Annotated in this window: 27 protein-coding genes; 7 read left to right on the top strand and 20 right to left on the bottom strand. The window is 56.5% G+C overall.

Translation table 11 applies throughout. The features are described from left to right. The first annotated feature begins 128 nt into the window (after positions 1–128). On the top strand, positions 129–320 hold the full coding sequence (locus tag OAN307_RS07655) for a DUF6324 family protein (RefSeq protein ID WP_044043397.1): 192 nt from the start codon (positions 129–131) through the stop codon (positions 318–320). A 48-nt stretch (positions 321–368) separates the two neighbouring features. Then, positions 369–1184: a DMT family transporter gene (locus tag OAN307_RS07650; RefSeq protein ID WP_015499208.1), complete on the top strand. Its 816-nt coding sequence runs from the start codon at positions 369–371 to the stop codon at positions 1182–1184. Here OAN307_RS07650 and OAN307_RS07645 read toward each other — a convergent pair. Beyond that, a complete protein-coding gene (locus OAN307_RS07645; RefSeq protein ID WP_015499207.1) occupies positions 1181–1657 on the bottom strand; it encodes an MmcB family DNA repair protein in 477 nt (158 codons plus the stop codon). The genes OAN307_RS07650 and OAN307_RS07645 overlap by 4 nt on opposite strands. Before the next feature lie 20 nt (positions 1658–1677). Here OAN307_RS07645 and OAN307_RS29765 point away from each other — a divergent pair, with 20 nt between their 5' ends. Continuing rightward, entirely contained in the window at positions 1678–1875 is a 198-nt protein-coding gene (locus tag OAN307_RS29765; RefSeq protein ID WP_015499206.1) for a hypothetical protein, read from the top strand. A gap of 15 nt (positions 1876–1890) precedes the next feature. Beyond that, on the top strand, positions 1891–2244 hold the full coding sequence (locus OAN307_RS07640) for an SRPBCC family protein (protein WP_015499205.1): 354 nt from the start codon (positions 1891–1893) through the stop codon (positions 2242–2244). Between the two features lie 190 nt (positions 2245–2434). Here the strand turns inward: OAN307_RS07640 and OAN307_RS07635 are convergent, their stop codons facing one another. From OAN307_RS07635 to OAN307_RS07605, 8 genes are all read right to left on the bottom strand, one after another. Continuing rightward, positions 2435–2776, bottom strand: a complete 342-nt coding sequence (locus tag OAN307_RS07635; RefSeq protein ID WP_015499204.1) for a hypothetical protein — start codon at positions 2774–2776, stop codon at positions 2435–2437. Positions 2777–2909: 133 nt separating this feature from the next. Then, positions 2910–3410, bottom strand: coding sequence for a transcription antitermination factor NusB (gene nusB / locus OAN307_RS07630; RefSeq protein WP_044043395.1), 501 nt, complete (start codon positions 3408–3410; stop codon positions 2910–2912). Continuing rightward, entirely contained in the window at positions 3407–3946 is a 540-nt protein-coding gene (locus tag OAN307_RS07625; RefSeq protein WP_015499202.1) for a 6,7-dimethyl-8-ribityllumazine synthase, read from the bottom strand. The genes nusB and OAN307_RS07625 overlap by 4 nt, the downstream gene beginning before the upstream one ends. A gap of 5 nt (positions 3947–3951) precedes the next feature. Further along, complete coding sequence (gene ribB / locus OAN307_RS07620; protein WP_015499201.1) at positions 3952–5100, bottom strand: 3,4-dihydroxy-2-butanone-4-phosphate synthase; 1149 nt, start codon at positions 5098–5100, stop codon at positions 3952–3954. A gap of 236 nt (positions 5101–5336) precedes the next feature. Next, positions 5337–5471 carry a transposase gene (locus OAN307_RS31170; RefSeq protein WP_408634941.1) on the bottom strand — a complete coding sequence of 45 codons (135 nt, stop codon included), beginning with the start codon at positions 5469–5471 and terminating at the stop codon, positions 5337–5339. Positions 5472–5588: 117 nt separating this feature from the next. Continuing rightward, positions 5589–5849 carry a hypothetical protein gene (locus tag OAN307_RS07615; RefSeq protein WP_015499200.1) on the bottom strand — a complete coding sequence of 87 codons (261 nt, stop codon included), beginning with the start codon at positions 5847–5849 and terminating at the stop codon, positions 5589–5591. Continuing rightward, complete coding sequence (locus tag OAN307_RS07610) at positions 5846–6427, bottom strand: hypothetical protein (RefSeq protein ID WP_015499199.1); 582 nt, start codon at positions 6425–6427, stop codon at positions 5846–5848. Before OAN307_RS07610 ends, OAN307_RS07615 begins: the two co-directional genes overlap by 4 nt. Next, positions 6427–7035: a riboflavin synthase gene (locus OAN307_RS07605; protein ID WP_015499198.1), complete on the bottom strand. Its 609-nt coding sequence runs from the start codon at positions 7033–7035 to the stop codon at positions 6427–6429. Before OAN307_RS07605 ends, OAN307_RS07610 begins: the two co-directional genes overlap by 1 nt. Before the next feature lie 151 nt (positions 7036–7186). Between OAN307_RS07605 and OAN307_RS07600 the strand changes: the two genes are divergently transcribed. The 3 genes from OAN307_RS07600 to OAN307_RS07590 all read left to right on the top strand — a co-directional run bounded on the left by OAN307_RS07600 (position 7187) and on the right by OAN307_RS07590 (position 11820). Next, positions 7187–8473 (top strand): capsule biosynthesis protein, encoded by a 1287-nt coding sequence (locus OAN307_RS07600; RefSeq protein WP_015499197.1) that lies wholly within the window; start codon positions 7187–7189, stop codon positions 8471–8473. Positions 8474–8647: 174 nt separating this feature from the next. After that, on the top strand, positions 8648–9790 hold the full coding sequence (locus OAN307_RS07595; protein ID WP_245540993.1) for a polysaccharide biosynthesis/export family protein: 1143 nt from the start codon (positions 8648–8650) through the stop codon (positions 9788–9790). Continuing rightward, positions 9790–11820, top strand: a complete 2031-nt coding sequence (locus OAN307_RS07590; RefSeq protein WP_044043393.1) for a capsular polysaccharide biosynthesis protein — start codon at positions 9790–9792, stop codon at positions 11818–11820. Before OAN307_RS07595 ends, OAN307_RS07590 begins: the two co-directional genes overlap by 1 nt. Here the strand turns inward: OAN307_RS07590 and ribD are convergent. The 11 genes from ribD to OAN307_RS07540 form a co-directional block, all read right to left on the bottom strand. Then, on the bottom strand, positions 11817–12929 hold the full coding sequence (ribD, locus tag OAN307_RS07585) for a bifunctional diaminohydroxyphosphoribosylaminopyrimidine deaminase/5-amino-6-(5-phosphoribosylamino)uracil reductase RibD (protein ID WP_015499194.1): 1113 nt from the start codon (positions 12927–12929) through the stop codon (positions 11817–11819). The genes OAN307_RS07590 and ribD overlap by 4 nt on opposite strands. A gap of 23 nt (positions 12930–12952) precedes the next feature. Then, a complete protein-coding gene (gene nrdR / locus OAN307_RS07580; RefSeq protein ID WP_015499193.1) occupies positions 12953–13420 on the bottom strand; it encodes a transcriptional regulator NrdR in 468 nt (155 codons plus the stop codon). A 133-nt stretch (positions 13421–13553) separates the two neighbouring features. Then, positions 13554–14000 carry a hypothetical protein gene (locus OAN307_RS07575; RefSeq protein ID WP_015499192.1) on the bottom strand — a complete coding sequence of 149 codons (447 nt, stop codon included), beginning with the start codon at positions 13998–14000 and terminating at the stop codon, positions 13554–13556. After that, the gene (locus tag OAN307_RS07570) at positions 13997–15040 is read right to left on the bottom strand and encodes a zinc-binding metallopeptidase family protein (protein WP_245540992.1); all 1044 of its coding nucleotides are present in this window, start codon (positions 15038–15040) and stop codon (positions 13997–13999) included. The genes OAN307_RS07575 and OAN307_RS07570 overlap by 4 nt, the downstream gene beginning before the upstream one ends. Then, positions 14956–15555, bottom strand: a complete 600-nt coding sequence (locus tag OAN307_RS29760) for a zinc-binding metallopeptidase family protein (RefSeq protein ID WP_245540991.1) — start codon at positions 15553–15555, stop codon at positions 14956–14958. The genes OAN307_RS07570 and OAN307_RS29760 overlap by 85 nt, the downstream gene beginning before the upstream one ends. Beyond that, complete coding sequence (locus OAN307_RS07565) at positions 15552–15950, bottom strand: secondary thiamine-phosphate synthase enzyme YjbQ (protein ID WP_044043391.1); 399 nt, start codon at positions 15948–15950, stop codon at positions 15552–15554. Before OAN307_RS07565 ends, OAN307_RS29760 begins: the two co-directional genes overlap by 4 nt. A 170-nt stretch (positions 15951–16120) precedes the next feature. After that, positions 16121–18088, bottom strand: coding sequence for an RNA polymerase sigma factor RpoD (gene rpoD, locus OAN307_RS07560; RefSeq protein WP_015499190.1), 1968 nt, complete (start codon positions 18086–18088; stop codon positions 16121–16123). Between the two features lie 140 nt (positions 18089–18228). Continuing rightward, positions 18229–20193 (bottom strand): DNA primase, encoded by a 1965-nt coding sequence (gene dnaG / locus OAN307_RS07555; protein ID WP_015499189.1) that lies wholly within the window; start codon positions 20191–20193, stop codon positions 18229–18231. A 50-nt stretch (positions 20194–20243) separates the two neighbouring features. Further along, positions 20244–21164, bottom strand: a complete 921-nt coding sequence (locus OAN307_RS07550; protein WP_044043389.1) for a DMT family transporter — start codon at positions 21162–21164, stop codon at positions 20244–20246. Positions 21165–21213: 49 nt separating this feature from the next. Next, the gene (locus tag OAN307_RS07545) at positions 21214–21822 is read right to left on the bottom strand and encodes a LysE/ArgO family amino acid transporter (protein ID WP_015499187.1); all 609 of its coding nucleotides are present in this window, start codon (positions 21820–21822) and stop codon (positions 21214–21216) included. Positions 21823–21903: 81 nt separating this feature from the next. Continuing rightward, entirely contained in the window at positions 21904–22659 is a 756-nt protein-coding gene (locus OAN307_RS07540) for a YebC/PmpR family DNA-binding transcriptional regulator (protein ID WP_015499186.1), read from the bottom strand. Between the last annotated feature and the right edge of the window lie 82 nt (positions 22660–22741).

The following is a 22741-nucleotide window of genomic DNA, read 5'->3' as shown; positions in this document are numbered from 1 at the left end:
TGCAAGTGCCTATGGCCGCTTTAGCCAACCGATCTTGTCACAAGATTGGTCCCAAGGATGCGCCGGACTTGTCATTGCGCTCACCTGCGGGGTAGAGCGATTACACTCTTAGCCAAAGGATTATCGCCATGGGCATTAACGACGAACGCGACATCGAAGCCAACCTGCAAATCGGCCCAACAGATCACGGTCAGGTCCGGCTGTTCATCGAAGGCAAAGGCATTGAAATTCCTATGGATTTCACCCCAGAAGAGGCAGACGAAATCGCTGAAGAAATTCGGGCCGCCGCCAAGGCTGCCCGCCTCGTCAAGACGCGCTAAATGCAGATCGCTGCCCCGACAATCCCGTTATGGCGGGTCGGGGCAATTATGCTGGCATCCATGACGTTAATCGTCGGCGGGGATGTCGCGGCAAAGTCTTTGTCGCAAATCGGTATAAGTCCGATTTTCATAGCATGGACTCGCTTCGCCCTTGCGTCAGTTGTTTTGCTGCCGTTTTGCGGACTTGCCCGCGCTGACATCCCCGCCCTGCGCGATCCGCGTGTCTGGCTGCGCGCGCTGTTGATTATGGGCGGCATTTGCCTGCTTCTGACGGCGCTGCGCACAGAACCCATCGCCAATACGTTCGGTGCGTTTTTTGTTGGGCCGGTTGTGGCCTACGCGCTCTCGCGCTGGCTTCTTAGGGAACGGATCACACCTGCCCGCACAATTTTGCTGGGCTTGAGTTTTGTTGGTGTCCTGCTGGTCGTCAAACCCGGGTTTGGCGCAACTGCCGGCATGGGGTTTGCTGTTCTCGCAGGGGTATTTCATGGCTGTTACGTTGTCTCGACCCGCTGGATCGCCCCCCTGTACCGCCCGCGCCTGTTGCTGATCTCACAATTGGTATTGGGGGGTGTTTTGTTGGCACCCTTCGGATTGGTGGCACGTCCAGACAGCCTGACCCTCGCGGCATTTACCCTTATTGCGATCAGCGCGATGGGATCGGCATTCGGCAATCTTTTGTTGGTCAAGCTCAGCCAATCAACCCCCTCAAGCGTTATCGCGCCACTGATTTACACGCAGTTGATCCCCGCCACGATTTTTGGTTATCTGGTATTTTCGGACTGGCCAGACTGGGTCAGTCTCGCGGGTCTTGCGGTGATTTTCGCAACGGGGATCGCATCACTGGCGCTATCGCGGCGTTAAAGCATCCCGTTTGTCACAAAGGCCGTTGGGTCGCGCTGCGCTTGTAGGCGCATTGCAGTGGTGCGTGCGAATTTCTGCACCATGACCTTGCGCCGCGCCGCTGCCAGCTTGTCCTCGGGTGCCATGCGCACGACGTCACCGTCATAGGCGTCAGCGATGATCAGGCCAGTTTCATCAGGCAGCAAATCCGTTGGAAAGTCAGCGTCTACCGCCCAGAAAAACCGATCACACCATTCTAGGTAGCCCTGCCATTTGTGGTCTGATTGGAAATCAGCACGTGACGATTTGCACTCCACGATCCAGATTTCACCCTTTGGCCCCAGCGCCATCACATCGACCCGCAACCCCCGCGTTGGCACCAGTTCTTCAACACAAACAAAATCCAAACTGCGCAAATGGCGGCACACCCCACGCGCCAAAAGTTGACCGGGCTGGTAGGTAGACAGGTCTTGCGGGAGGATATCATCAGGCATCCATCAAACATGAACAATGTGTGAACATCCGTCAAGGTAAGTTAACGCTTGATCAACACCTCATCCCTGCCCTCCCCGATCCAACGCGGCGTGACATGACCGATAATTTGAACAAATCCATCTATTTGAAAGCCTCCAAACCGGACTTTTGGGCGTTCCTGACCCACCCTGCCAAACTGGCGATGTGGTTTCACAAACCAAAGACCAGCCTCGCATAGGGCGAACCCTACGCGATGTTCTCCACCACCAGCGGCGACAAGCTGATGTGGGGCGACATCATCACCGCAACCCCGTACGACGACCTTGAATACACCGTCACGATTGTACCTATGGGCGGCGCGATAAGCATCGTGAAATGGGCACTAGATGATGTGGCGAGTGGTACGCGCCTGTCACTTGTGCACGCAGGATTGCCTGCTGGTGAAGATGCTTTCGGTCTGACACGCGCGCTCGACAAAGGTTGGGACGGTCATTTCGCCCCGTTGCGCACGGCACAGCGCCGATTAGCATCAATCTTGTGTAAGACCTTGCCGAAGCCTGCCTGCCACACTAACTGTAAAGGCGGCGGGCTTCTGCTCTTCTCGTAAACACGGGACAACATTCCAGTGGCCTTAAGCAAATCCGAGGCGGCTGGCGCTGTCGGGGCTCTGGCCCCGTTACCTGGCTACCACCTGTAACATACAGGTCCTCCGGAAATAGATCCCTACGGTCGCCGCGGGGCCCGCCACCTTTCTACACCTCAGAAAAAATGAATTGTCTTAAATAATGGCTGCAAATCTAGCGGCGGCGCGGTGTATTCTCTACGCGGATCGGAATGGGTTCTGCTAAAAACACCGGCGTGGGGGCACGGTGGCCACCACGTGGTTCATCATCGTCATCGTCGTCATCTGCCATGCTCATAATCGCGTAGGCAAATTGCACAGCGGCAAAGACGACACCGTTCAACACCCACATCGTCAACACGGCCACAAACCCGATGTCAGAACGCGCCACAAGCCCGCCAAGGCCCATCACGTCAAAGCCAAGCATCAGTACGACGAAAATCGCTGACAACACAAAGCCAATCGCGCAACTTTTGATGTAAATCCTGATTAGTTCAAGGGTTTTCTGATTGGACATATGAACAGCCTCCTACCCTTATACGTAGGGACAAAATCGGCAGAGTCCAGTGTCAGGACGCCTCAGGCTTGACTTCAATTTTATTGAAAACAGTCGGACTTAGCCTGTCTCTAATTAAGGACTTTGCCTGACACTAATTAAAGCTGTCAGGCTTTGCCTGACGGGCCATATGATCCAGCACGGCATTGACAAACTTCGGCTCTTCGCCGCCGTCGAAAAACGCTTTCGCAACATCGACATATTCGGTGATTGCGACGCGCGGTGGTGTGTCGCGACCAAGCAATTCAACGCCAGCTGCGCGAAACAGCGCGCGCAGTGTTGGGTCAATCCGCGCCAATGGCCATTTGGCGACCAGCGCACGATCGGTCATTTGGTCAATCTTGGATTGTTCGTTCACAGCAGTTTCAACCAAAATGCGGAACAAAGCCACATCGCCCTCAGCCATTTCATTGCCTTCGTAAATCGCGCCAAAGCGGTGATTTTCGAATTCGCGCGTCACAGATTCAATCGACTGGTTGGAATGTTCCATCTGGAACAGCGCCTGCACCGCATAAAGCCGCGAGGCGGATTTCATCTTGCGTCTTACATTGCCTGACAGGTTTGATTGGGCCGGATTTGATTGGGATTCGGTCATGCTGTAGTGGAACCATCCGTGTTGCCGGCCATCAGGATGTCGTTGGTGAATCCAACGCCCGATCTAACGCCGCCCCACTTACGGCTGAGCGCGATCAAGTGCAAGGCCGCGTGCGCCGCACCGCCACCTTTGTTTTGATCTTTGGGATCGGCGCGAACTTCGGCCTGTTTTTGCGTCTCAACAGTCAAGATTGCGTTGCCGATGCACAAACCCTGAAGGCCAAGCAATTGCAATGCGCGCGAACTGTCGTTGCAGACGGTTTCATAATGCGTCGTTTCACCACGAATGACGCAGCCCAACGCGACATAGCCGTCAAAATCGCTCATGCGTTCGGCGATGCCGATGGCAGTGGGGATTTCCAGCGCGCCGGGGACTTGCACGGTCTCATGCGTGCCGCCAGCTGCCTCAATCTCAGCCTGCGCGCCAGACAGCAGGTTATCGGCGATGTCTTTGTAGTAGGGCGACATGACGATCAGCAGCTTGGGCTTCTGGTCAAATTCCGCGCGGGGCATGATGTAGTGTGATGAATTAACCACTGCGGTTATCCTAATTCTGAAATCTTGCGGGTGCCGATGATCTCTAGCCCGTAGGCTTCAAGCCCGACAATCTTGGGTTTTGGCGAATTGGTCAGCAGTTCGATCTGACCAAGGCCAAGCGAACTTAAAATTTGTGCGCCAAGGCCGTATTGGCGTAACGTCTGCGGTGACACGTCATCAGCGGCCACCATTTTCATTGACGTATCGCGCAACAGTACGACAACACCGCGCCCTACCTCTGCGATCAGCTTCATCGCCTCACCAAATTCGTTTGCCCGCCCAGATGGGCCGATCCCGACGACATCAAGCATCGCGTCCATCGCATGCATGCGCACCAACACGGGCACATCGCCCGAGATGTCACCCTTGGTCAGAACCACATGTTCATCGCCGTGGGTTTCATCAGCATAAATTTTCATCTGCCATTCGCCGCCAAATTCCGACGTGATGGTCTCTGTCGAGCGTACGCGCACCAGATTGTCGTGGCGGCGGCGATACGCGATCAGGTCGGAAATTGTGCCGATTTTCAGCCCGTGCAACTGCGCAAACGCAACCAGATCAGGCAGTCGCGCCATCGTGCCGTCATCGTTCATGATTTCGCAAATCACACCAGACGGATTCAGCCCTGCAAGACGCGAAATATCAACAGCGGCTTCGGTATGACCTGCGCGGACCAGCACACCACCGGCGCGGGCGCGCAGCGGGAACACATGACCCGGCGTCGCAATGTCGGTGGCACTTTTGGTCGGATCAATCGCGACAGACACAGTCCGCGCACGATCTGCGGCGGAAATACCCGTCGTCACACCTTCGCGGGCTTCGATTGACACGGTGAACGCTGTTTCGTGGCGCGATGAATTATGCGTGGACATCAGCGACAGACCCAACGCGTCCAGCCGTTCAGCCGGCAGCGTCAAACAAATCAACCCTCGACCATGGGTGGCCATGAAATTGATCGCATCCGGCGTCGCCATTTGTGCAGGGATCACCAGATCGCCCTCGTTTTCACGGTCTTCATGGTCCACCAGCACGAACATCCGGCCATTGCGGGCGTCTTCGATGATGTCTTCAATGCTGGAAATCACGTCTTTCCAGTCAGTTTCAACGGGGCCGGGTTTTTCGAACGCCCCAGTTTTTTCAAACGAATTATTCATGATTGTCCTCTGAACAGCTAGTGGTCGAGATAGCCTGTAGGCAAGCAATTGAAAAGGGGCGCGATAGCCGCACGACTTGGCGCCAGATCGGAAGATGTAGACAATCCGGGGGCTGTATTTTTGGCCTTATTTATCAAGCGCACCAACAATATAACTGATAATTAACAGCCTGTGCATCTATAATGGGCGCATGGGGCAATCAATCTTCATTCACCGCTTAATATTGCGTTGTGCTGTCAGCACGCCTTTGGCGTGACACAATACACTGCTGGGCAATGGATTCCCAGCCACTCGGCCACTTCACTGACCGCGTATCCGCGCTCGACAACTCGCGCCACAGCGTCCTGTTTGAACTCATCCGTAAACCGCATTCCCGTGTTCATATCCGTCTCTGTTTTCCACATTACTAACCGAATACCGAATTTGCGAGACGGGCTCGGTGCGTTTGCATCAACAAGGCTTGGTATTTCAGAACCAAAGAAGCCGATTCAGTCCATCAGCCAATCGACATTGCGTGTGGCGGCGGTATAGGCTGCAAACTGGCTTGTGTAGGTTTTCGCGCCTTCCTCAACGACTTCGCGCCATTCGTCGGCTTCATCGCTGGTACGGTGGTATTCGACATAGGTGAAATGACCGCCGCGATTCTCGCCTTTCTCCGCCGCCGCCGCGTGGCGCAAAATATCGACTGAGCGCTGGCCTGTGTCATCCTCTAAGGTGGCGACAATCTCTGGTTTGGTATCTTCGGTCATGTAATTGCCTCAAAATAATCTGGTGCAGACAACGTGCCAGCCATGCGGCCCGCTTGCGCCCATTCGCGTTCCAGATCGGTGTTACACACCAACACGAAACGGCTGGCGGGGCCGCCAGTTTGCGCGAACAGCGCGCGCATCACATCGCGGGTTTGCACCCAAGGGGCCAGCGATTTTGGGGCGGCATAGGCCAGTTGTAGTGGCGGAGTGAGGTGTTCCAGCGCAATCGGCACATGGGCCAGACCGACAGTACGAACATCGTTCAGGGCGTCCAGTTTCGCAACCTTCGCCGTAGGAACACGGTCTGTAGCGCGCAACAAATCCAGCGCGTTGCTTGAGAACATGAACCCGACCAGATCATCGCCCGACGCCGCGCGAAACCCGGCGTAGGTTTTGTACGGCAGCCCAAGTTCTTTAGCGCGGGCGACCCGGCGACGAATAACTTCAATCGGAAGTTTCGGCATAAGATCACTGCGCGCCTTGGCCCAAACATGGGTGCGCCAGCTTTTACCCGGCTCGCCGACACGACCCGAGTTATGCCCGATGTTAGGCCCGATGTTAGCGACAATGCCCACCATTAATCGTAGTCTCGCAGGCGGGCCACATAGCGCGCCATCGTGTCCACCTCTAGGTTCACCGGATCGCCGACTTTTGTATCCCCCCATGTCGTGACGGACTTCGTGTGCGGGATAAAATTGATGCCAAAACGCGCGCCATCGACTTCGTTCACGGTCACTGACGTGCCGTTCAGGGCGACCGACCCTTTGGGGGCAATGAACCGTCCCAGATCATTGGGCGCTTCCAGCGTCACCCGGGTGCTCGCACCATCGTCCACCATGTCCACGATCATCGCCACACCGTCCACGTGGCCAGACACGATATGCCCGCCCAATTCATCGCCAACCTTCAGGCTGCGTTCCAGATTAACCCGTTTGCCAACCACCCAGGCCACCAGTGACGTTTTACTGACAGTTTCCGCAGAGATATCAACGTCATACCAGCCTTGCGGGTCGCAATCCAAAGACGTGCCTTTGGCGACAACCGTCAAACACACGCCGTCAGATGCAATCGACGCACCGATATCAATTCCCGAAATGTCGTAACGCGTCGCAATCCGTGCACGCAAATCGCCAAGGTCTTCCAGCGCCAAAACGCGACCCACATCCGTGATAATACCCGTAAACATGGCGTATTCCTCTCATCTTTCCACCGAACTAGACCCTTGAAAGACGTTCGGCAAGCTGACTAAATACCACAGCATAACAACGCGCCATATTTCCGCCCAACTCTGTGGTTAATTATCTCTAAACCAGCACAACATATTTGATGGGACCAGAGTGACAAAGCACGCAACCAGATCTTTCCTGTTTTTGCAGGGGCCCCATGGGCCGTTCTTCCACCGTTTGGGCAAAATGCTCCGCGCGGCGGGGGCGGATGTGTGGCGCGTCGGGTTCAACGCGGGCGATCGTGCGTTTTGGTTCGGGGCCAAGGGCTATATCCCCTATCGCGGCGGAGCTGACGATTGGGTCGAAACGTTCAAAGCAATTGTTGCCGCCAAATCCATCACCGACATTGTGTTGTACGGCGACACACGGCCCGTTCATGCAGTTGCAGTTGCTGCGGCCAAGGATATGGGTCTGACCGTACACGTTTACGAAGAAGGCTACATGCGCCCGTTCTGGGTCACTTATGAACGTGGCGGCGCCAACGGCCATTCCAAGCTGATGAACACCAGCGTCGATGACATGCGCACCGCTTTGGCGAACTCCGAACTCGACATACCAGAGGCACCGGCCCACTGGGGCGACATGCGCCACCACGTGTTTTACGGCGCACTATATCATTGGTTCGTGATGTTTCGAAACGGCGAATACCGCAATTTCCAACGCCATCGCGAACTGCCGCTAATTGCCGAAACCGCGCTTTACACCCGCAGCCTGTTGTTGATGCCGTTTATCGCGCTCGGACGGATTATCGCGACGTTGCGTATCAAACATGGCGGCTATCCCTATCACATCGCACTGCTGCAGCTTGAACACGATTCGTCATTTCAGATGCATTCACCGTTTGAACGCATGGAAGAATTCCTTGCCCTCGTGATACGCGGCTTCGCCAAAGGTGCGCCAAAACACCACCACCTTGTGTTCAAAGCCCACCCGCTGGAAAATGGCCGCAGCCCGCTGCGTAAAGTCATCCACCAACTGGCCCGCGACAACGATGTCTATAATCGTGTGCACTACGTGCGTGGCGGCAAACTGGCGCAGGTTTTGGACCATGCCCGCACCGCCGTGACGGTCAATTCCACCGCCGCACAACAGGTTTTACACCGTGGTATCCCGCTGAAAGTGTTCGGCGATGCGGTCTATGACAAACCGGAATTCGTGTCCGATTTGCCGGTCGATCAGTTTTTTGCGACCCCCGCACGCCCCGACAACCGCGCGTTTAAGGAGTACCGCCGCTACTTGCTTGAAACCAGCCAGGTTCCTGGTGGTTTTTATTCTGCGCAGGGTCGTCGCCAGTTGATGCGCCAAGTGGTGGACATGATGCTGGATCCCAACGATCCCTATGACGCCTTGCGCACCGGACAGGCCCCGCCGCGTCAGCAGTTGCGTGTAGTTAAGTAACAACCACCACACCTAGGGGTGTCATGGCAAGTGCGCCACACCCCACCTCGCCCCCAACCTTATACTAGATTTTGCCTACAGATTCCGGTAGCTTACAAACAAAAGGTGAGGTGAATATAAATTCGCCCACATGACGACTGAGGCAGTTTTAATTAGGTCGAGGAGACCGGAGCAGTGAAATCCCTAAGATTGCGGCCCCAATTGCGCGTGGCAAAAGGCGTGGCCCTCGTTGCCGTATTGGCAGTTGTTGCGTCCTGCGGCTTACCGCGCTCAGGCCCAACGAAAAGTGAAATTTTTGCGGGATCGGTGATGGAAAACGGCGACGCCTTTGTCCTTGTCGTTGATGACAGGGTGAATTTGGTAGCCAGCGTTACCCCTGCCCTCGGATTTGCCACAGGCTTTCGCGATGCCAGCCCCCTTGGCAGCGACACGATCCGCGCCGGTGATGTTCTTGGCCTGACGATCTGGGAAAATGTGCGTGATCCGTTGCTCGTGCCCGCGGGCCAAAACGCGACAGTGCTCGAAGAAGTGCAAGTCGACGGCTCCGGTTTCATTTTCGTGCCCTACGCCGGTCGCATCCGTGCCGCTGGCAACTCACCCGAAGCAATCCGCAGGGTTATTACTGAAAAGCTCGAAGAACAAACGCCGGACCCACAAGTTCAGGTGCGCCGCCTTGCTGGTGACGGATCTACTGTGTCTGTTGTTGGTGCCGTTGGCGCCCAAGGTGTCTATCCGATTGAACGCCCAACCCGCACGCTGTCGGCAATGCTTGCGCGTGCAGGTGGTGTGTCCGTTCAGCCAGAAATTGCACAGGTGACGGTTGTACGTGGCGACCATTCTGGTGAAATCTGGTTTGAAGATCTCTACTCCCACCCCGGCCACGACATCGCCTTGCGGGCAGGAGACCGGATCTTTGTGGAACAAGACACCCGCAGCTTCACCGCCCTCGGCGCGACAGGCACGCAAAACCGCGTTGTATTCGAATCCCAAACCATTTCAGCGATTGAAGCCATCGCGCAAGTTGGCGGCTTGAACACCAACCTCGCTGATCCAACGGGTGTCTTTATATTTCGCAACGAACCTGTCGAAATCGCGAGCCAATTGGTGGCTCGCAATGACCTGATCGGCACCCAGCGCGTGATCTATGTGCTTGATTTAACAGAACCCAACGGCATGTTTATGGCGCGTGATTTCGCAATCCGTGACGGCGACACAGTCTATGTCACCGAAGCACCGTTCAGCCAGTTTAACAAAACCATCTCGGCTGTGTTTGGCACGCTTGGGTCGTTCAGTTCGGCTGCCACACTCGGCGGGTAATGACTTTGGACAATAATAAAGCCGCCGCAGGGAAAACCTCGCGGCGGCTTTATGTTTATAACGGCGGCTTCCTAACCCAGAAACGTATGCGGCGCATCCTAACGCTGTCGGGCTATGACGTGTCCTTGGGCAAACCGTCTACGGATGACCTGATCGGCGTTTGGGGCCAGTCGCCGACGTCGTGGCGCGGCGAAGCGGTCGCAAATCGCACCTCGGCACCTGTGTTGCGTGTTGAGGATGCATTCTTGCGGTCCGTCTTGCCAGGTCGGGGCGGTGAACCACCCCTCGGTCTGCATCTGGATACACGCGGCGTGCATTTTGACCCGTCAAAACCGTCCGATCTGGAAATGATCCTGCGTGAGGACCCGCTTGATGACACCGCCCTGCTGAACCGCGCGCGCGACTGTGCCGAAGCAATCAAACGTGCGCATCTCAGCAAATACAACGCCTTCGATCCTGCCACCCCTGCCCCCGATGCGGGTTATGTACTGGTGATCGACCAGACCTCGGGCGATGCGGCCGTCACCGCGTCGCGCGCTGATCGCAACGCCTTTCTTGAAATGCTGTTTGTCGCACGCGAAGAACACCCAAGCGCGCGCATCCTGATCAAAACCCACCCTGAAACCGCGCAGGGCCACCGCGACGGGCATTACCGTGACGCCGACTTGTCCCAAAACGTCACATTCTTCAGCGATCCGATCTCGCCGCATCATCTGCTCGACGGGGCCATTGCGGTCTATACCGTGTCGTCGCAATACGGTTTCGAAGCAATCATGGCTGGCCATAAACCCGTGGTCTTTGGACAGCCATTTTACGTCGGCTGGGGCCTGACGGATGACCGCATGCCATTGGATCGCCGCCAACGAAACCTGACCCGCGCTCAGCTTTTTGCAGGCGCGATGATCCTGTATCCAAAGTGGTACGACCCCTACCGCGACGAACTTTGCAGCCTCGAAACCGCTATCCAAACCCTTGATGCCCACACACGCGCATGGCGCGACGACCACCTTGGTTGGGTCGCGTCGGGCATGCGATTGTGGAAACGCGGCCCCCTGCAGAAGGTCTTTGGCCAGCACCGCAAAATGATGTTTGAAGACCACCCCGACAAGGCCGATGCGCTGGCCGCTAAAACGGGTCGGGGCCGTATGGTCTGGGCCGGCAAAGCGGCGGATCATGACAGTGCGTTACGTGTCGAAGACGGATTTCTGCGCTCGCGTGGCCTCGGGGCTGATCTGATCGCCCCATTGTCTTTGGTCCTCGATGACCGCGGAATTTACTACGATCCAACCGGCCCCAGCCGTCTGGAAGCCCATATCGAAAGCTCCCCTTCCCTGCCAGACGCGGCCACTTTGCGGGCTGAAATGCTGATTGAGCGGATTACCAGCGCGGGCCTGAGCAAATACAATCTCACCGCCAAAAACTTTCCAGCCGACTTGCCAAAAGGCCGCCGTATCTTGGTCCCCGGGCAGGTCGAAGACGATGCGTCAATCCGGCTTGGTACGACGGACGTGACCACCAACCGCGCGTTGCTACAGGCCTGCCGCGCCGCCAATCCCGCCGCCGTGATCCTTTATAAACCGCACCCCGACGTCGAAGCAGGGCTGCGAACTGGTGCTGTGCCAGACGCCGCCAACATTGCGGATGTTGTGCTCACTCATACCTCCCCGATCGCAGCACTTGACGCTGTGGACGCCGTTTGGACAATGACGTCAACTATCGGGTTTGAGGCACTGCTGCGCGGCAAAGACGTGACCTGCCTTGGGACGCCATTCTATGCGGGTTGGGGCCTGACCGAAGACCGCGCGACACCAATCCCGCGCCGCACAGCCCTGCCAACGCTGGCACAATTGACCCACGCGGTCCTGATCGATTATCCACGCTATTTCGACCCCGTCAGCGGCCACCCCTGCCCCGTTGAAGTCGTGATTGAAAGACTGCTACAGGGCACGGTCCCCCGCCCGTCACGCGCCAATCGCCTACTGGCGAAAGTCCAAGGCGTGTTCGCCAGCTATGCGCATCTATGGCGCTAGCGGCTGATCGGCCCTACGGGGTGAGTTTTCTGGCCAAGATGAAGCGAGGCGCGATGCCAGCGGTGCATGATATCCGCACCGACCTGTGTTGTTTCAATAAGGTCAAATCGTGGCGCGTCGTCCAATACATCCAGCCCCAACGCACCGATAGACGGCGTGCCTTCAGCCCCCAGCGCGATTCCCGCTGTAAAGCCCACGATTTCATCCACCAGCCCCGCACCAAGAAGCGATGCCGCAAGACTTCCACCGCCTTCACAAAACACCCGCGTCAGCCCAGAAGCCGCCAATTTATGCATCATATCAACGGGATCAATCTGTCTGCCCTGCAGATCACAAGCCAAGGTTTTAGCCCCCAGATCGGCCCATTTCTGTGCGTCAACATTTGCCCCATGACAGAGCCACAGCGGGGCATCACCAAGGGTCGCTAAAAGGTTTGCCGCACCGATATCAAGCCGCCGTGACGCCACGACGCGCACGGGCTGGCGCACAGCACCCGTGTTGCGCACCGTCAGGGTCGGATCATCCGCACGCACGGTTCCCGCGCCGACCAAAACAGCGTCATGACCTGCGCGCATCGCATGGACCTTTCGGCGCGCATCCGGCCCTGTGATCCATTTGCTTTGCCCAGTCGCTGTTGCAATGCGCCCGTCAAATGAACTGGCCAATTTCAGCGTCACAAAGGGGCGGTTTTCGGTGACACGCAACAGAAAACCAGCCATATCTTCGCGGGCCTCGTGCTCACGCACACCCGTTATAACGTCGATCCCCGCCGCGCGCAGCATCGCGACGCCCTTGCCCGCCACACGCGGGTCAGGGTCGCCTGTAGCAATCACAACACGGCCCACGTTTGCGCCAATCAACGCATCCACACAGGGCGGTGTTTTTCCATGGTGGGCGCAAGGTTCAAGCGTCACATAGGACGTGGCACCGTCCGCATCGATCCCGTCAAGCGCGCGGGTTTCTGCATGGGGCCGCCCACCGTCCGCCGTCCAGCCGCGCCCAATAACACGGCCGCCATTTTCGTTTGGCCGCACAATCACACAACCGACGTTTGGATTGGGCCAAACACGACCAAGGCCCCGCCGCCCAAGCGACAGGGCCATGCCCATAAAACGGTTATCTAAATCTGTGCTCAATCTTCCGGTGGATTTTGTGGCCGCAACTCGCTCACAAACTTGTCGAAATCATCAGCAGCTTGGAAGTTCTTGTAAACACTGGCAAACCGAACGTAGGCCACAGTGTCGATGCGGGCCAAAGCCTCCATGACAATCTCACCGATTTGTTTTGATCCGATGTCGGTTTCGCCCATACTTTCGAGACGCCGCACGATACCAGATATCATCTGATCGACGCGTTCCGGTTCAATCGGCCGCTTTTGCATCGATATCCGAACCGAGCGTTCGAGCTTGGGTCGGTCGAAATCTTCGCGTCTGCCATTAGATTTAATGACGACCAAATCGCGCAATTGGACCCGCTCATAGGTCGTAAAACGACCGCCACAAGCAGGGCAAAACCGCCGACGCCGGATGGCAACGTGGTCTTCCGCGGGGCGAGAATCTTTAACTTGTGTGTCGATATTTCCGCAAAAGGGGCACCGCATATCCTGTCCTCGTCATCTTCCTGTGGGGTCTTATGCCCCATTTATCCACAGCCACTATAGGCGTCGGGATAGGTTTTGGGTAGTGGGCAAATCGCACCACTAGATCGTGAGTCGGATGAGCCACAGTTTGCCGCTAATTTGTATAATCGACTGTTCTCGGGATACATTGAAGATGGGCTAATACATTGCCCTGACGGTCTTCAATGTAGATGCCGCCAAACTGCGGATGAATGTCGTCTTCAAAATTGATCATGGGGTCGTCTTTGAGAGCTTCAAACTTATCAAACCCGCCGTAAATCTCATAAATCACGTCATTATTTGTCAGCCGTACCGCCTCCCAGATGGTGCGCCCGATACCGGGCCACGGCACGGCCTTCGCCCTTTGTCCGAACCGCAACGACAGCGCCAGTTCTGGCGTCTGCTCGGGTCGCCCAAAACGATAGCGGACCACATCGTCCGTCGTGCAATCCTCTACGGCCTTCCCGTTGGCAAAGCTGCACGACATGAACGTACGCTCACTACCTGCGCACTCGGCCCAAGCGGGGTTTGTGACAGTAATTAGGGCAAAAATCAGTATCATGAGCCCCCCGATGTTGGAATATGCCAATCCGCGCCACGTGGCGTTTTCACGTATTCTGGCCATTTGAACTGGATTGGCGCGGGATAATCGCAAAGCGGTGGGATGTCGTGTTCTGCTTTGCGGCGCAAGAATTCTTCGCGTGCGGCTGCGCGCACATCGTTGTCTTCCAGCAGTCGCAACGCCGAACACGCCAGCACCTTTGCGGCCACCTGAACCATGGGATCAATGGTCTGCGCCATGCCCCCAAGCGCGTTCATCGCCCATGGTGGATATGGTCCACCCTTCAGCGCAGGTCGCGCGATATAAAAGCGCGCAGTTGGCGTATGCCACGTCATATCCGTGTAATCATCAGAAGTTGAATTTAGCTGGTTCGGTGGCAGGCTCTCCCGCAGGATCGCCTCTGCGTCTTGTGGGGAAATCAGCGTTTCGCACGCGGGTAGGATTGGATCTTCGTCAGCCTCCATTCCGCAATTTTGCTGAACCTGTCGCATCAGGTCTTTGGCTTCGCTGCTCCACACAGGCGCGCCAACTTGTTGAATTTGCTCCCAAACCATGCTTGCGATTGCATGGTTGGCCAATCCAGGTCGCGACTTGCAAACCCAATGGCGTTCAACACGACACCCCGTCAGGCCCGCAATATTGTTAGCCAACGCGTCCAGTCGCGCGCACACCTGCTCGGCCATCGCAACCGTCGGCACCCGCATCATATATTGCAGCTCAGCGAGGCCGGCTGGCAGATTGTCCGCCGTCGCTTGCCCCGTGCTCAGGATCGCCTCGGAAATCGACCAACCGCCGACGTGCGGCAGCATCGTGTCGCGCAGCATCCGCGCTTGGCTATACATCATCACCAACGCGTCGTTTGCCCCGGGTGCGCGGATGTCAGAATGGCTTTGCGGGATTGGCGCGGCATCCATCGCCCCAAATTGATGCGGCGCATCGCATATAAACCGATAAATCATTGAATAGGCGGCGCCACAGTGCGTGTCCCAGCGCACCGTATTGCACATCGGCAGCATGTAGAACGGGTGGAATGACAACATGCCCGCCAGCCCGTCGTAATACCCCTGCGCGGCATGGATCGGCTTTGACCCAAAAGCACTTTCTCGGCGGGCTCGCCGGTAAAACGCAACCCACCCTTGATGCCGTGTCGTTCCATCGCGGCCTTTGTCGCGAGAAGCCCACCTAACCCGCTGATCCCCAGAGCAGAATGTGGGTCGGTATGGCCTGCCGCATGGTGGCTTAATCCGACGTGTGGGGCCTCATGAACGCTTGCTGCCTGGCAATTTCCAGGCACCGCATCGTATTCCGCGTACATGCCTACAACAGGGCCTGCACCATTTGACCATTCAGCGCAAAACGCTGTCGGCATACCGCCGCTGCCTTCCTGCACGGTGAACCCTTCGGCGCGCAGCCGTTCGACATACCACGCGCAGGACCGGTATTCGCGCCATGCGGGTTCAGCAAAGTCAAATATCTGGGCGCAATCAGCAGACAACCCGCCACTGGCCGCTTCAACCCATGCTGTGGCGGTCTTTTGGGCGGCAGAAACACTCATCTCATCATGCCCACAACACGACGCAGATGCGGCACTGTCCTATGTTCGAAAATGTATATTCCCTGCCAATTTCCAAGCTGAAATTCCCCTGAAATCACGGGAATCTGCAAGCTGGTTGGCAGCATCGCAGCCTTGATATGCGCGGGCATGTCATCTGGACCCTCATAGGTATGGCTAAGGTAGGACATGCCGGGATGATCCGCCGGCGGCACAAACCGATCAAAGAACGCCGTAAGGTCGGTTTGGACTTCAGGGTCCGCGTTCTCTTGGATCAAAAGGGAGCAGGACGTGTGCTTCACAAACAGCGTCAACACGCCTGTGGCCGCGACACTTGCGGCCACATCGCGCGTGAACTCATAAAGCCCTGCTCCAGACGTCTTGATTTGCCAATCCATTTCGCGAGTGTCCCCGCCCCGCGCAATCAAATCAAGTGTTTACGCAACTGGTTTCAAAACCAACGCGTAAACAGTTTATTCAAGCGTTTTCGTAGCCTTCTAACCGATCTTGGTGAAACCTTTGGTTGCGTCGGCCCCATGCTGCATGCGTTGGGACCGCGCCCAAACGGTTATTGATCCAAGAATGACCGCAAACGCCGGGACCGGCTTGGGTGCTTCAGCTTGCGCAGCGCCTTTGCTTCGATCTGGCGAATACGTTCGCGCGTCACACTAAATTGCTGTCCGACTTCTTCCAGCGTGTGATCGGTGTTCATGCCGATGCCAAACCGCATCCGCAGCACACGTTCTTCGCGCGGCGTAAGCGATGCCAGAACCCGAGTCGTGGTTTCCTTCAGGTTCTCCTGAATGGCAGAATCCAGCGGTAGAACAGCGTTTTTATCTTCAATGAAATCACCGAGCTGGCTATCTTCTTCGTCACCAATCGGGGTCTCAAGCGAAATAGGCTCCTTGGCAATTTTCATCACCTTGCGCACCTTCTCAAGCGGCATTTGCAGCTTGGCGGCCAGTTCTTCCGGCGTCGGTTCGCGGCCAATTTCGTGCAACATCTGGCGGCCCGTGCGCACCAGCTTGTTGATCGTTTCGATCATGTGGACCGGAATACGGATTGTGCGGGCTTGATCAGCAATGGAGCGTGTGATCGCCTGACGGATCCACCACGTCGCATAGGTCGAGAATTTGTAGCCACGGCGATATTCAAACTTGTCCACGGCCTTCATCAGGCCAATGTTACCTTCCTGAATAAGATCAAGGAATTGCAGGCCGCGGTTCGTGTACTTTTTCGCAATCGAAATCACCAAACGTAGGTTCGCCTCAACCATTTCCTTCTTGGCCTGACGCGCTTCTTTTTCGCCCTTTTGGACCTGCTGAACGATGCGCCGGAATTCGGAAATATCGACGCCGACGTATTGCCCGACTTGCGCCATTTCAGCGCGCAGTTCTTCAATTTTTGTGGTTGATCGTTCGATCAGCATTTGCCAACCGCGCCCGGCTTTTTGGCCCATTTCATCAAGCCATGACGGATCCAACTCGCGACCACGGTAGGCATCGATAAATTCGCGACGGTTAATGCGGGATTGGTCGGCCAGCTTAACCATGTTGGAATCAATCTGCATGATGCGGCGGTTGATGCCGTATAGCTGGTCGATAAGCGCTTCGATGCGGTTGTTGTGTAGGTGCAGTGAATTCACCAGTTGTACGATCTCAGAACGCAGCTTCTGATATTTCTTTTCTTCCTTGCCGGAAAAACTGTCGTCTTCGTTCAACGTCGCGGACATCCGCAAATCCTGCATGTCCGAAAGTTTAGCAAAGCCCTTCGCGATCACTTCCAATGTGTCCAAAACCTGCGGCTTCAGCTGTGCTTCCATCGCGGCAAGCGACAGGTTTGCAGCTTCTTCCTCATCATCGTCATCGTCATTGGCAATCGGGTTGCCGTCTGCATCAAGCTCCGGCTTTTCATCACTTTTCTCGCCAACACTGACGGCAGAAACAACAGCAGTTTCTTCAGTTTCTTCGGCCAATTGGTCGCCAAATGTTGTCTCGAGATCGATCACGTCGCGCAGCAAAATGTCCTCGGACAGTAATTCGTCGCGCCAGATTGTGATCGCCTGAAACGTCAACGGGCTTTCGCACAGCCCAAGGATCATCGTGTTGCGGCCCGCCTCAATGCGCTTGGCAATCGCGATTTCGCCTTCGCGCGATAGCAATTCGACACTGCCCATTTCGCGCAGGTACATGCGCACAGGATCGTCGGTGCGATCCAGCTTTTCGGCCTCGGCACCGCCAAGAACAACGTCCCGTCCACCAGCAACAGTCGCCAATTCTTTCGACGTGCCGTCGTCATCAACTTCTTCGGATTCTTCTTCTTCGGTGACTTGGATGCCCATCTCATTGAGCATCGACATCACATCTTCGATTTGGTCCGAAGACACCTGATCGGGCGGCAAAACCGCGTTCAACTGATCGTAGGTGATCGTGCCGCGTTCGCGCGCTTCTGCGATCATCTTTTTGACGGCGGCTTGGCTCATGTCCAAGGAGTGGTCGGCGTCGTCACGTTGAACGTTGGTGTCTTTGGCGGCCATAGTCGTTTTCCCTTCGACGGTCAGATGAGCGCGTCATACGCACCCCCTGATTCGGTAATTCGGTTTGAAACGAATCAACCAACCCTACGGCTGATTCGCAATGCCTCAAATGGCTTATTTTTATGGTTGTTGCAAAAGCCCTAGTGCCCTTTGTCCCGTTTGGCAAAGCTGATTCGGTCTAAAAGTGCATCAAATGCACTTCGTTCGTCTTTCTTGATTCGCGCGCCGCTGTCCGCGGTGTCGTATTCTGCACTATCGTCCCCGTCTTGGCGGCCTGCGTTGTTCATAGCAGCGATGGACTGCGCCAATCGCGTGGTCAGACGTTCATCAGCCACATCCGAATTCATTTCTTCGACCGCATCCTGAACCTCATTGGCATGACCACGACGCGCTGTAAGCTTGGCAAATTCTTCGGCCAGACACATCCGTGCGAGATCGCCATTGTCGGGGCGGCGCACGGCTGGAGTTATTGTCACGTGTGCCTGCGCGAACAGCTTTACAAGGGGGCCATCGCCAATTTCAGCGCTCAAAACTGCTTCAAGATCGGCCTGCGGGTCCACCTTTAACAGCGCGTCGCGCAACATCGCGATGTCTGGACCCGAACAAATCATCCGTTCAAGAGCGCCGTTAAAATCAACTAAAATCAACGGGTTGCGGATCAGAACGGCGAGAATCACAGCTTCACGCAAATGATCCTCGGACGACGGACCACCCCCCAGAAGCGACGCCTTTGTGCTCATCTGTGCAGGTAACTTGGCGCCTTTGGGCAACCATTTTCCACGCTGTTGTCCGGTGCTCCCACCGCCAAATGCCTTGCGATTGTTGCCAAATAACTCCCAGCGCATGTCCTTAATCGCTTGCCCGTAATGGCTCCTGATCGACGGGTCTTTGATCAGCATTATCTTTTCGCGCAGCGATTTATCGAGCGCGGCTTTGCGTTCGGGACTGTCAAAATTCTTGCCTTCGACCTCACGTTGCCACAGCAATTGCACCATCGGCAAAGCGCCATCCACCCGCTCGCGCATCGCCCCTGCGCCTGCAGATTTCAGCAAATCGTCTGGGTCTTGGCCGTCTGGCATCATCGCAAAGCGCACCGATTGTCCGGCCTCCAGCAGCGGCAGCGCAAGATCAATCACCCGCATCGCTGCGCGTTGACCTGCCACATCACCATCAAGTGTGATCACAGGTTCGGGCGCAATCCGCCACATCATCTGCAACTGGGTTTCCGTAACGGCCGTGCCCAATGGCGCAACCGCGGCACCAAATCCGGCCTCAACCAGTGCGATCACGTCCATGTAGCCTTCGGCCACCAACAGCGGCAGCCCTTTGCCCGCCGCCTCACGTGCGGGGCCAAAATTGAACAGACTGCGGCCTTTGTCGAACAGCTCAGTCTCGGGCGAATTCAGATACTTGGCGTTGTCACTGGGGTCCATCGCCCGCCCGCCAAATGCAATCGCACGCCCGCGTGCATCGCGGATCGGGAACATAATGCGGTGCCGGAACGTGTCATACGGCTTTTTGCCGCTGTTGGACGGCTTGCCCAGACCCGCACCAAGTATCAAATCCTCGGCCACGCCCTTACCCGTCAAATGGTCCCACAGGTTTTGCCACCCCTGCGGCGCCAACCCGATTTCCCAACGCTCCAACGCCGCCGCACTCAGCCCGCGCCCCACCAAATAATCGCGTGCCTCCGCGCCAGCCCCCGTCTTAAGCTGAAGGCGGTAAAACTGCACCGCCTGCTCCATCACCTCGGCCAACAACGTGCGGCGATCCGATTTCGCCTGCGCCTGTGGATCACGCTTTGGCACGGGCATCCCAGCCTCAACCGCTAGAATCTCAACCGCCTCCATAAATCCAACATTTTCGGTCTCGCGGACAAACGAAATCGCATCGCCCTTGGCGTGACAGCCAAAGCAATAGTAATATCCCTTGCGGTCATCGACATGAAAACTGGCGGATTTTTCTTGGTGGAACGGGCACGGTGCCCAAAGATCGCCCTTGCCCTGATTGGATTTGCGCTGATCCCACATGACCTTGCGCCCAACGACCTGTCCAATGGACAGCCGCGTGCGCAACTCATCAAGAAATCCCGGTGGCAATGACATGCGATCTATATTGGGTCTCGCGCCGAAAGAGTCGAGGGGCCAGTGTCGAGTTACCCTTTCGTCTGATGCGCCGTTGGCGTTATCCGCCGCTTGGCCGCCGTTTTGATTTGGGCCTCACGCCAGGTGATGAAACTGATCGACGCCATAATGATCGCGCCGCCAAACACCACCCAGCCATCAACTGGTTCGTTGAACAACAGCGCCCCCATAGCCACAGCCCAAATCAATTGCAGGAACGTGACCGGCTGCGTCACCGTCAATGGTGCGGCGGCAAAGGCCAATGTCATCGAATAATGCCCCGCCGTTGCAAAACACGCTACCAAAAACAGCCAGCCAATATCGGACCACGCAACTGGCACCCAAACCGCCCATGCAAACGGGGCCAGCCCGATCGTCACCGTGATCGACAGCATCCCCACGACGACCGCCGCGCTGACCTCACCGCTCAGCTGCTTGGCGATCAGGTATCCAGCGGCAAACATCAGCGCCGTGCCCAGCATCGCGATATGTCCGGGGTCAATCTCACGAAATCCGGGCCGCAGGATGATGATTGCGCCCACAAGCGCGATCACAACGGCGGCCAAACGCCGTGGCGGCAACGCCTCTTTCAACACCAACGCAGCCCCCAGCGTGACGTACACTGGCGACAGATAATTCATCGCCGTCACATCTGCGATCGGGATCCGTGCCATGGCGAAAAACCACAAAATCACAGCAATCGTATGAACCACCCCGCGCGCCGCAAACAGTTTGAATTGCCGCTTAGTCAGGTGTGCGGCCAGTATTGGCCGGATCATCGGGATCAAAAACACCAGCCCCAACAGATACCGCAAAAACGCGCCTTGTGCGGCGGGCACCTCGTTGCCAATGTGTTTTACAATCGCCGTCACAGCCACGAAATTCAGGCCCGTCAGGACCATCCAGATAACACCGATCATGGGTCGATTTTGGTCAGGTTTTAATGATGCCATATTGCGTACAAAACGCCCGCGCGGGACCAATGGCAACCCCGCAAAACGGCTATATCGCGCTGACGACCAAACCGGCTGCAATGACGATCATCACCGCACCGATCATGAATTCCAGAACGCGCCACGCGCCCGGGCGTGCCATGACAGGGGCCAACAGACGCGCGCCAAACCCCAGCGCAAAAAAGAACAACACAGACCCAAACGACGACCCCGCCCAGAACGCAACGCTTGCGTCCGAAAACCGCGACGCAACCGATCCAACCAGCAACACCGTATCCAAATAAACATGCGGGTTTAGCCATGTGATCGCAAAGCAAAACAGCAACGCCGCGCGCAAACTGCCTTTGGGCGCACCCGACGGGTCCAACCCCTCACCGCCTTGCCAAGCGCGCCAAAAACTCATGACGCCGTAAACGAACACGAACGCTGCGCCGAACCATAACATGACTGGGGCGGCGGCAGGGATTCGTTCAGTCAGGGCTGCGAACCCGAACACGCCCATCCCCATCAATAGTGCGTCCGACAACGCGCAGAATACGACGATGGGCAGCACATATTCGCGCCGCAATCCCTGTTTCAACACGAATGCATTCTGCGCCCCGACCGCCAGGATCAACGACAGCGACAACCCGAAACCGTTCAAAAATGCCGCCAGCATCACGCGACCCACCTCTCCGCGATGCTCACACCTGCCACGCCGTCAAAATATCGTGCAGCGGCGCGAGCCGCTCCAGTCAAATCAACCTTCGCTGTCTGCGTAGGCCTGCATGACCTCATCGGATGCATCCATATTGGTGGTGACGGACTGGATGTCGTCGTCGTCTTCCAACGCCTCAACCAATCGCATCAGCTTTTCCACACCTTCAAGGTCCAGATCGGAGTGAATATTGGGTTGCCAGATCAGTTTGGTCGATTCGCTTTCGCCCAGTTCGGCCTCAAGCGCGTTGGACACATCGTTAAGATCGCTATCAGCGCAGATAATGACATGGTTGTCTTCGTCGCTCTGCGCATCCTCCGCGCCAGCCTCGATCGCGGCCATCATCACTGTGTCCGCGTCCCCTGCCGTGGCCAAATAAAGCACCTGACCCTTGCGCTCAAACATAAAGCCCACAGATCCGGTTTCACCCAGATTTCCGCCGGCCTTGGAAAAGGTCGACCGCACCGTGGACGCCGTGCGGTTCTTATTGTCGGTCATCGCTTCAACGATCACGGCAACCCCACCGGGACCATAGCCCTCATAACGGATTTCATCGTAATTCTCAGCGTCGCCACCAATTGCCTTTTTAATGGCGCGGTCGATGTTGTCTTTCGGCATCGACAGGCCCTTGGCCTCTTTTATGGCCATGCGCAGACGCGGGTTATGGTCGGGATCGGGATCGCCCATCTTGGCGGCGATGGTAATTTCTTTCGACAGCTTGCTGAACAACTTGCCGCGCAACTTGTCCTGACGTCCCTTGCGGTGCTGAATATTTGCCCATTTCGAATGGCCTGCCATTGCGCAACTCCCGATTAAACGATCCCTATTTCAGCGCCCTCTATAGGGCAGACCGCCGCAGGCCTGCAATCCCATCTGAACG

The sequence above is a fragment of the Octadecabacter antarcticus 307 genome, from assembly GCF_000155675.2.
GTDB lineage: Bacteria > Pseudomonadota > Alphaproteobacteria > Rhodobacterales > Rhodobacteraceae > Octadecabacter > Octadecabacter antarcticus.
The sequence above is the reverse complement of the archived record's forward strand: the minus strand, read 5'-3'. Positions and strand labels throughout refer to the sequence as shown.

Coding starts and splice junctions, on each gene's coding strand:
- OAN307_RS07655 (WP_044043397.1), top strand. CDS start 129: ATGGGCATTAACGACGAACGCGACATCGAAGCCAACCTGCAAATCGGC.
- OAN307_RS07650 (WP_015499208.1), top strand. CDS start 369: ATGCTGGCATCCATGACGTTAATCGTCGGCGGGGATGTCGCGGCAAAG.
- OAN307_RS07645 (WP_015499207.1), bottom strand. CDS start 1,657: ATGCCTGATGATATCCTCCCGCAAGACCTGTCTACCTACCAGCCCGGT.
- OAN307_RS07640 (WP_015499205.1), top strand. CDS start 1,891: ATGTTCTCCACCACCAGCGGCGACAAGCTGATGTGGGGCGACATCATC.
- OAN307_RS07635 (WP_015499204.1), bottom strand. CDS start 2,776: ATGTCCAATCAGAAAACCCTTGAACTAATCAGGATTTACATCAAAAGT.
- nusB (WP_044043395.1), bottom strand. CDS start 3,410: ATGACCGAATCCCAATCAAATCCGGCCCAATCAAACCTGTCAGGCAAT.
- ribB (WP_015499201.1), bottom strand. CDS start 5,100: ATGAATAATTCGTTTGAAAAAACTGGGGCGTTCGAAAAACCCGGCCCC.
- OAN307_RS31170 (WP_408634941.1), bottom strand. CDS start 5,471: ATGCGGTTTACGGATGAGTTCAAACAGGACGCTGTGGCGCGAGTTGTC.
- OAN307_RS07615 (WP_015499200.1), bottom strand. CDS start 5,849: ATGACCGAAGATACCAAACCAGAGATTGTCGCCACCTTAGAGGATGAC.
- OAN307_RS07610 (WP_015499199.1), bottom strand. CDS start 6,427: ATGGTGGGCATTGTCGCTAACATCGGGCCTAACATCGGGCATAACTCG.
- OAN307_RS07605 (WP_015499198.1), bottom strand. CDS start 7,035: ATGTTTACGGGTATTATCACGGATGTGGGTCGCGTTTTGGCGCTGGAA.
- OAN307_RS07590 (WP_044043393.1), top strand. CDS start 9,790: ATGACTTTGGACAATAATAAAGCCGCCGCAGGGAAAACCTCGCGGCGG.
- ribD (WP_015499194.1), bottom strand. CDS start 12,929: ATGGGCATGGCCCTGTCGCTTGGGCGGCGGGGCCTTGGTCGTGTTTGG.
- nrdR (WP_015499193.1), bottom strand. CDS start 13,420: ATGCGGTGCCCCTTTTGCGGAAATATCGACACACAAGTTAAAGATTCT.
- OAN307_RS07575 (WP_015499192.1), bottom strand. CDS start 14,000: ATGATACTGATTTTTGCCCTAATTACTGTCACAAACCCCGCTTGGGCC.
- OAN307_RS07570 (WP_245540992.1), bottom strand. CDS start 15,040: ATGTTGTCATTCCACCCGTTCTACATGCTGCCGATGTGCAATACGGTG.
- OAN307_RS29760 (WP_245540991.1), bottom strand. CDS start 15,555: ATGAGTGTTTCTGCCGCCCAAAAGACCGCCACAGCATGGGTTGAAGCG.
- OAN307_RS07565 (WP_044043391.1), bottom strand. CDS start 15,950: ATGGATTGGCAAATCAAGACGTCTGGAGCAGGGCTTTATGAGTTCACG.
- rpoD (WP_015499190.1), bottom strand. CDS start 18,088: ATGGCCGCCAAAGACACCAACGTTCAACGTGACGACGCCGACCACTCC.
- dnaG (WP_015499189.1), bottom strand. CDS start 20,193: ATGTCATTGCCACCGGGATTTCTTGATGAGTTGCGCACGCGGCTGTCC.
- OAN307_RS07550 (WP_044043389.1), bottom strand. CDS start 21,164: ATGGCATCATTAAAACCTGACCAAAATCGACCCATGATCGGTGTTATC.
- OAN307_RS07545 (WP_015499187.1), bottom strand. CDS start 21,822: ATGCTGGCGGCATTTTTGAACGGTTTCGGGTTGTCGCTGTCGTTGATC.
- OAN307_RS07540 (WP_015499186.1), bottom strand. CDS start 22,659: ATGGCAGGCCATTCGAAATGGGCAAATATTCAGCACCGCAAGGGACGT.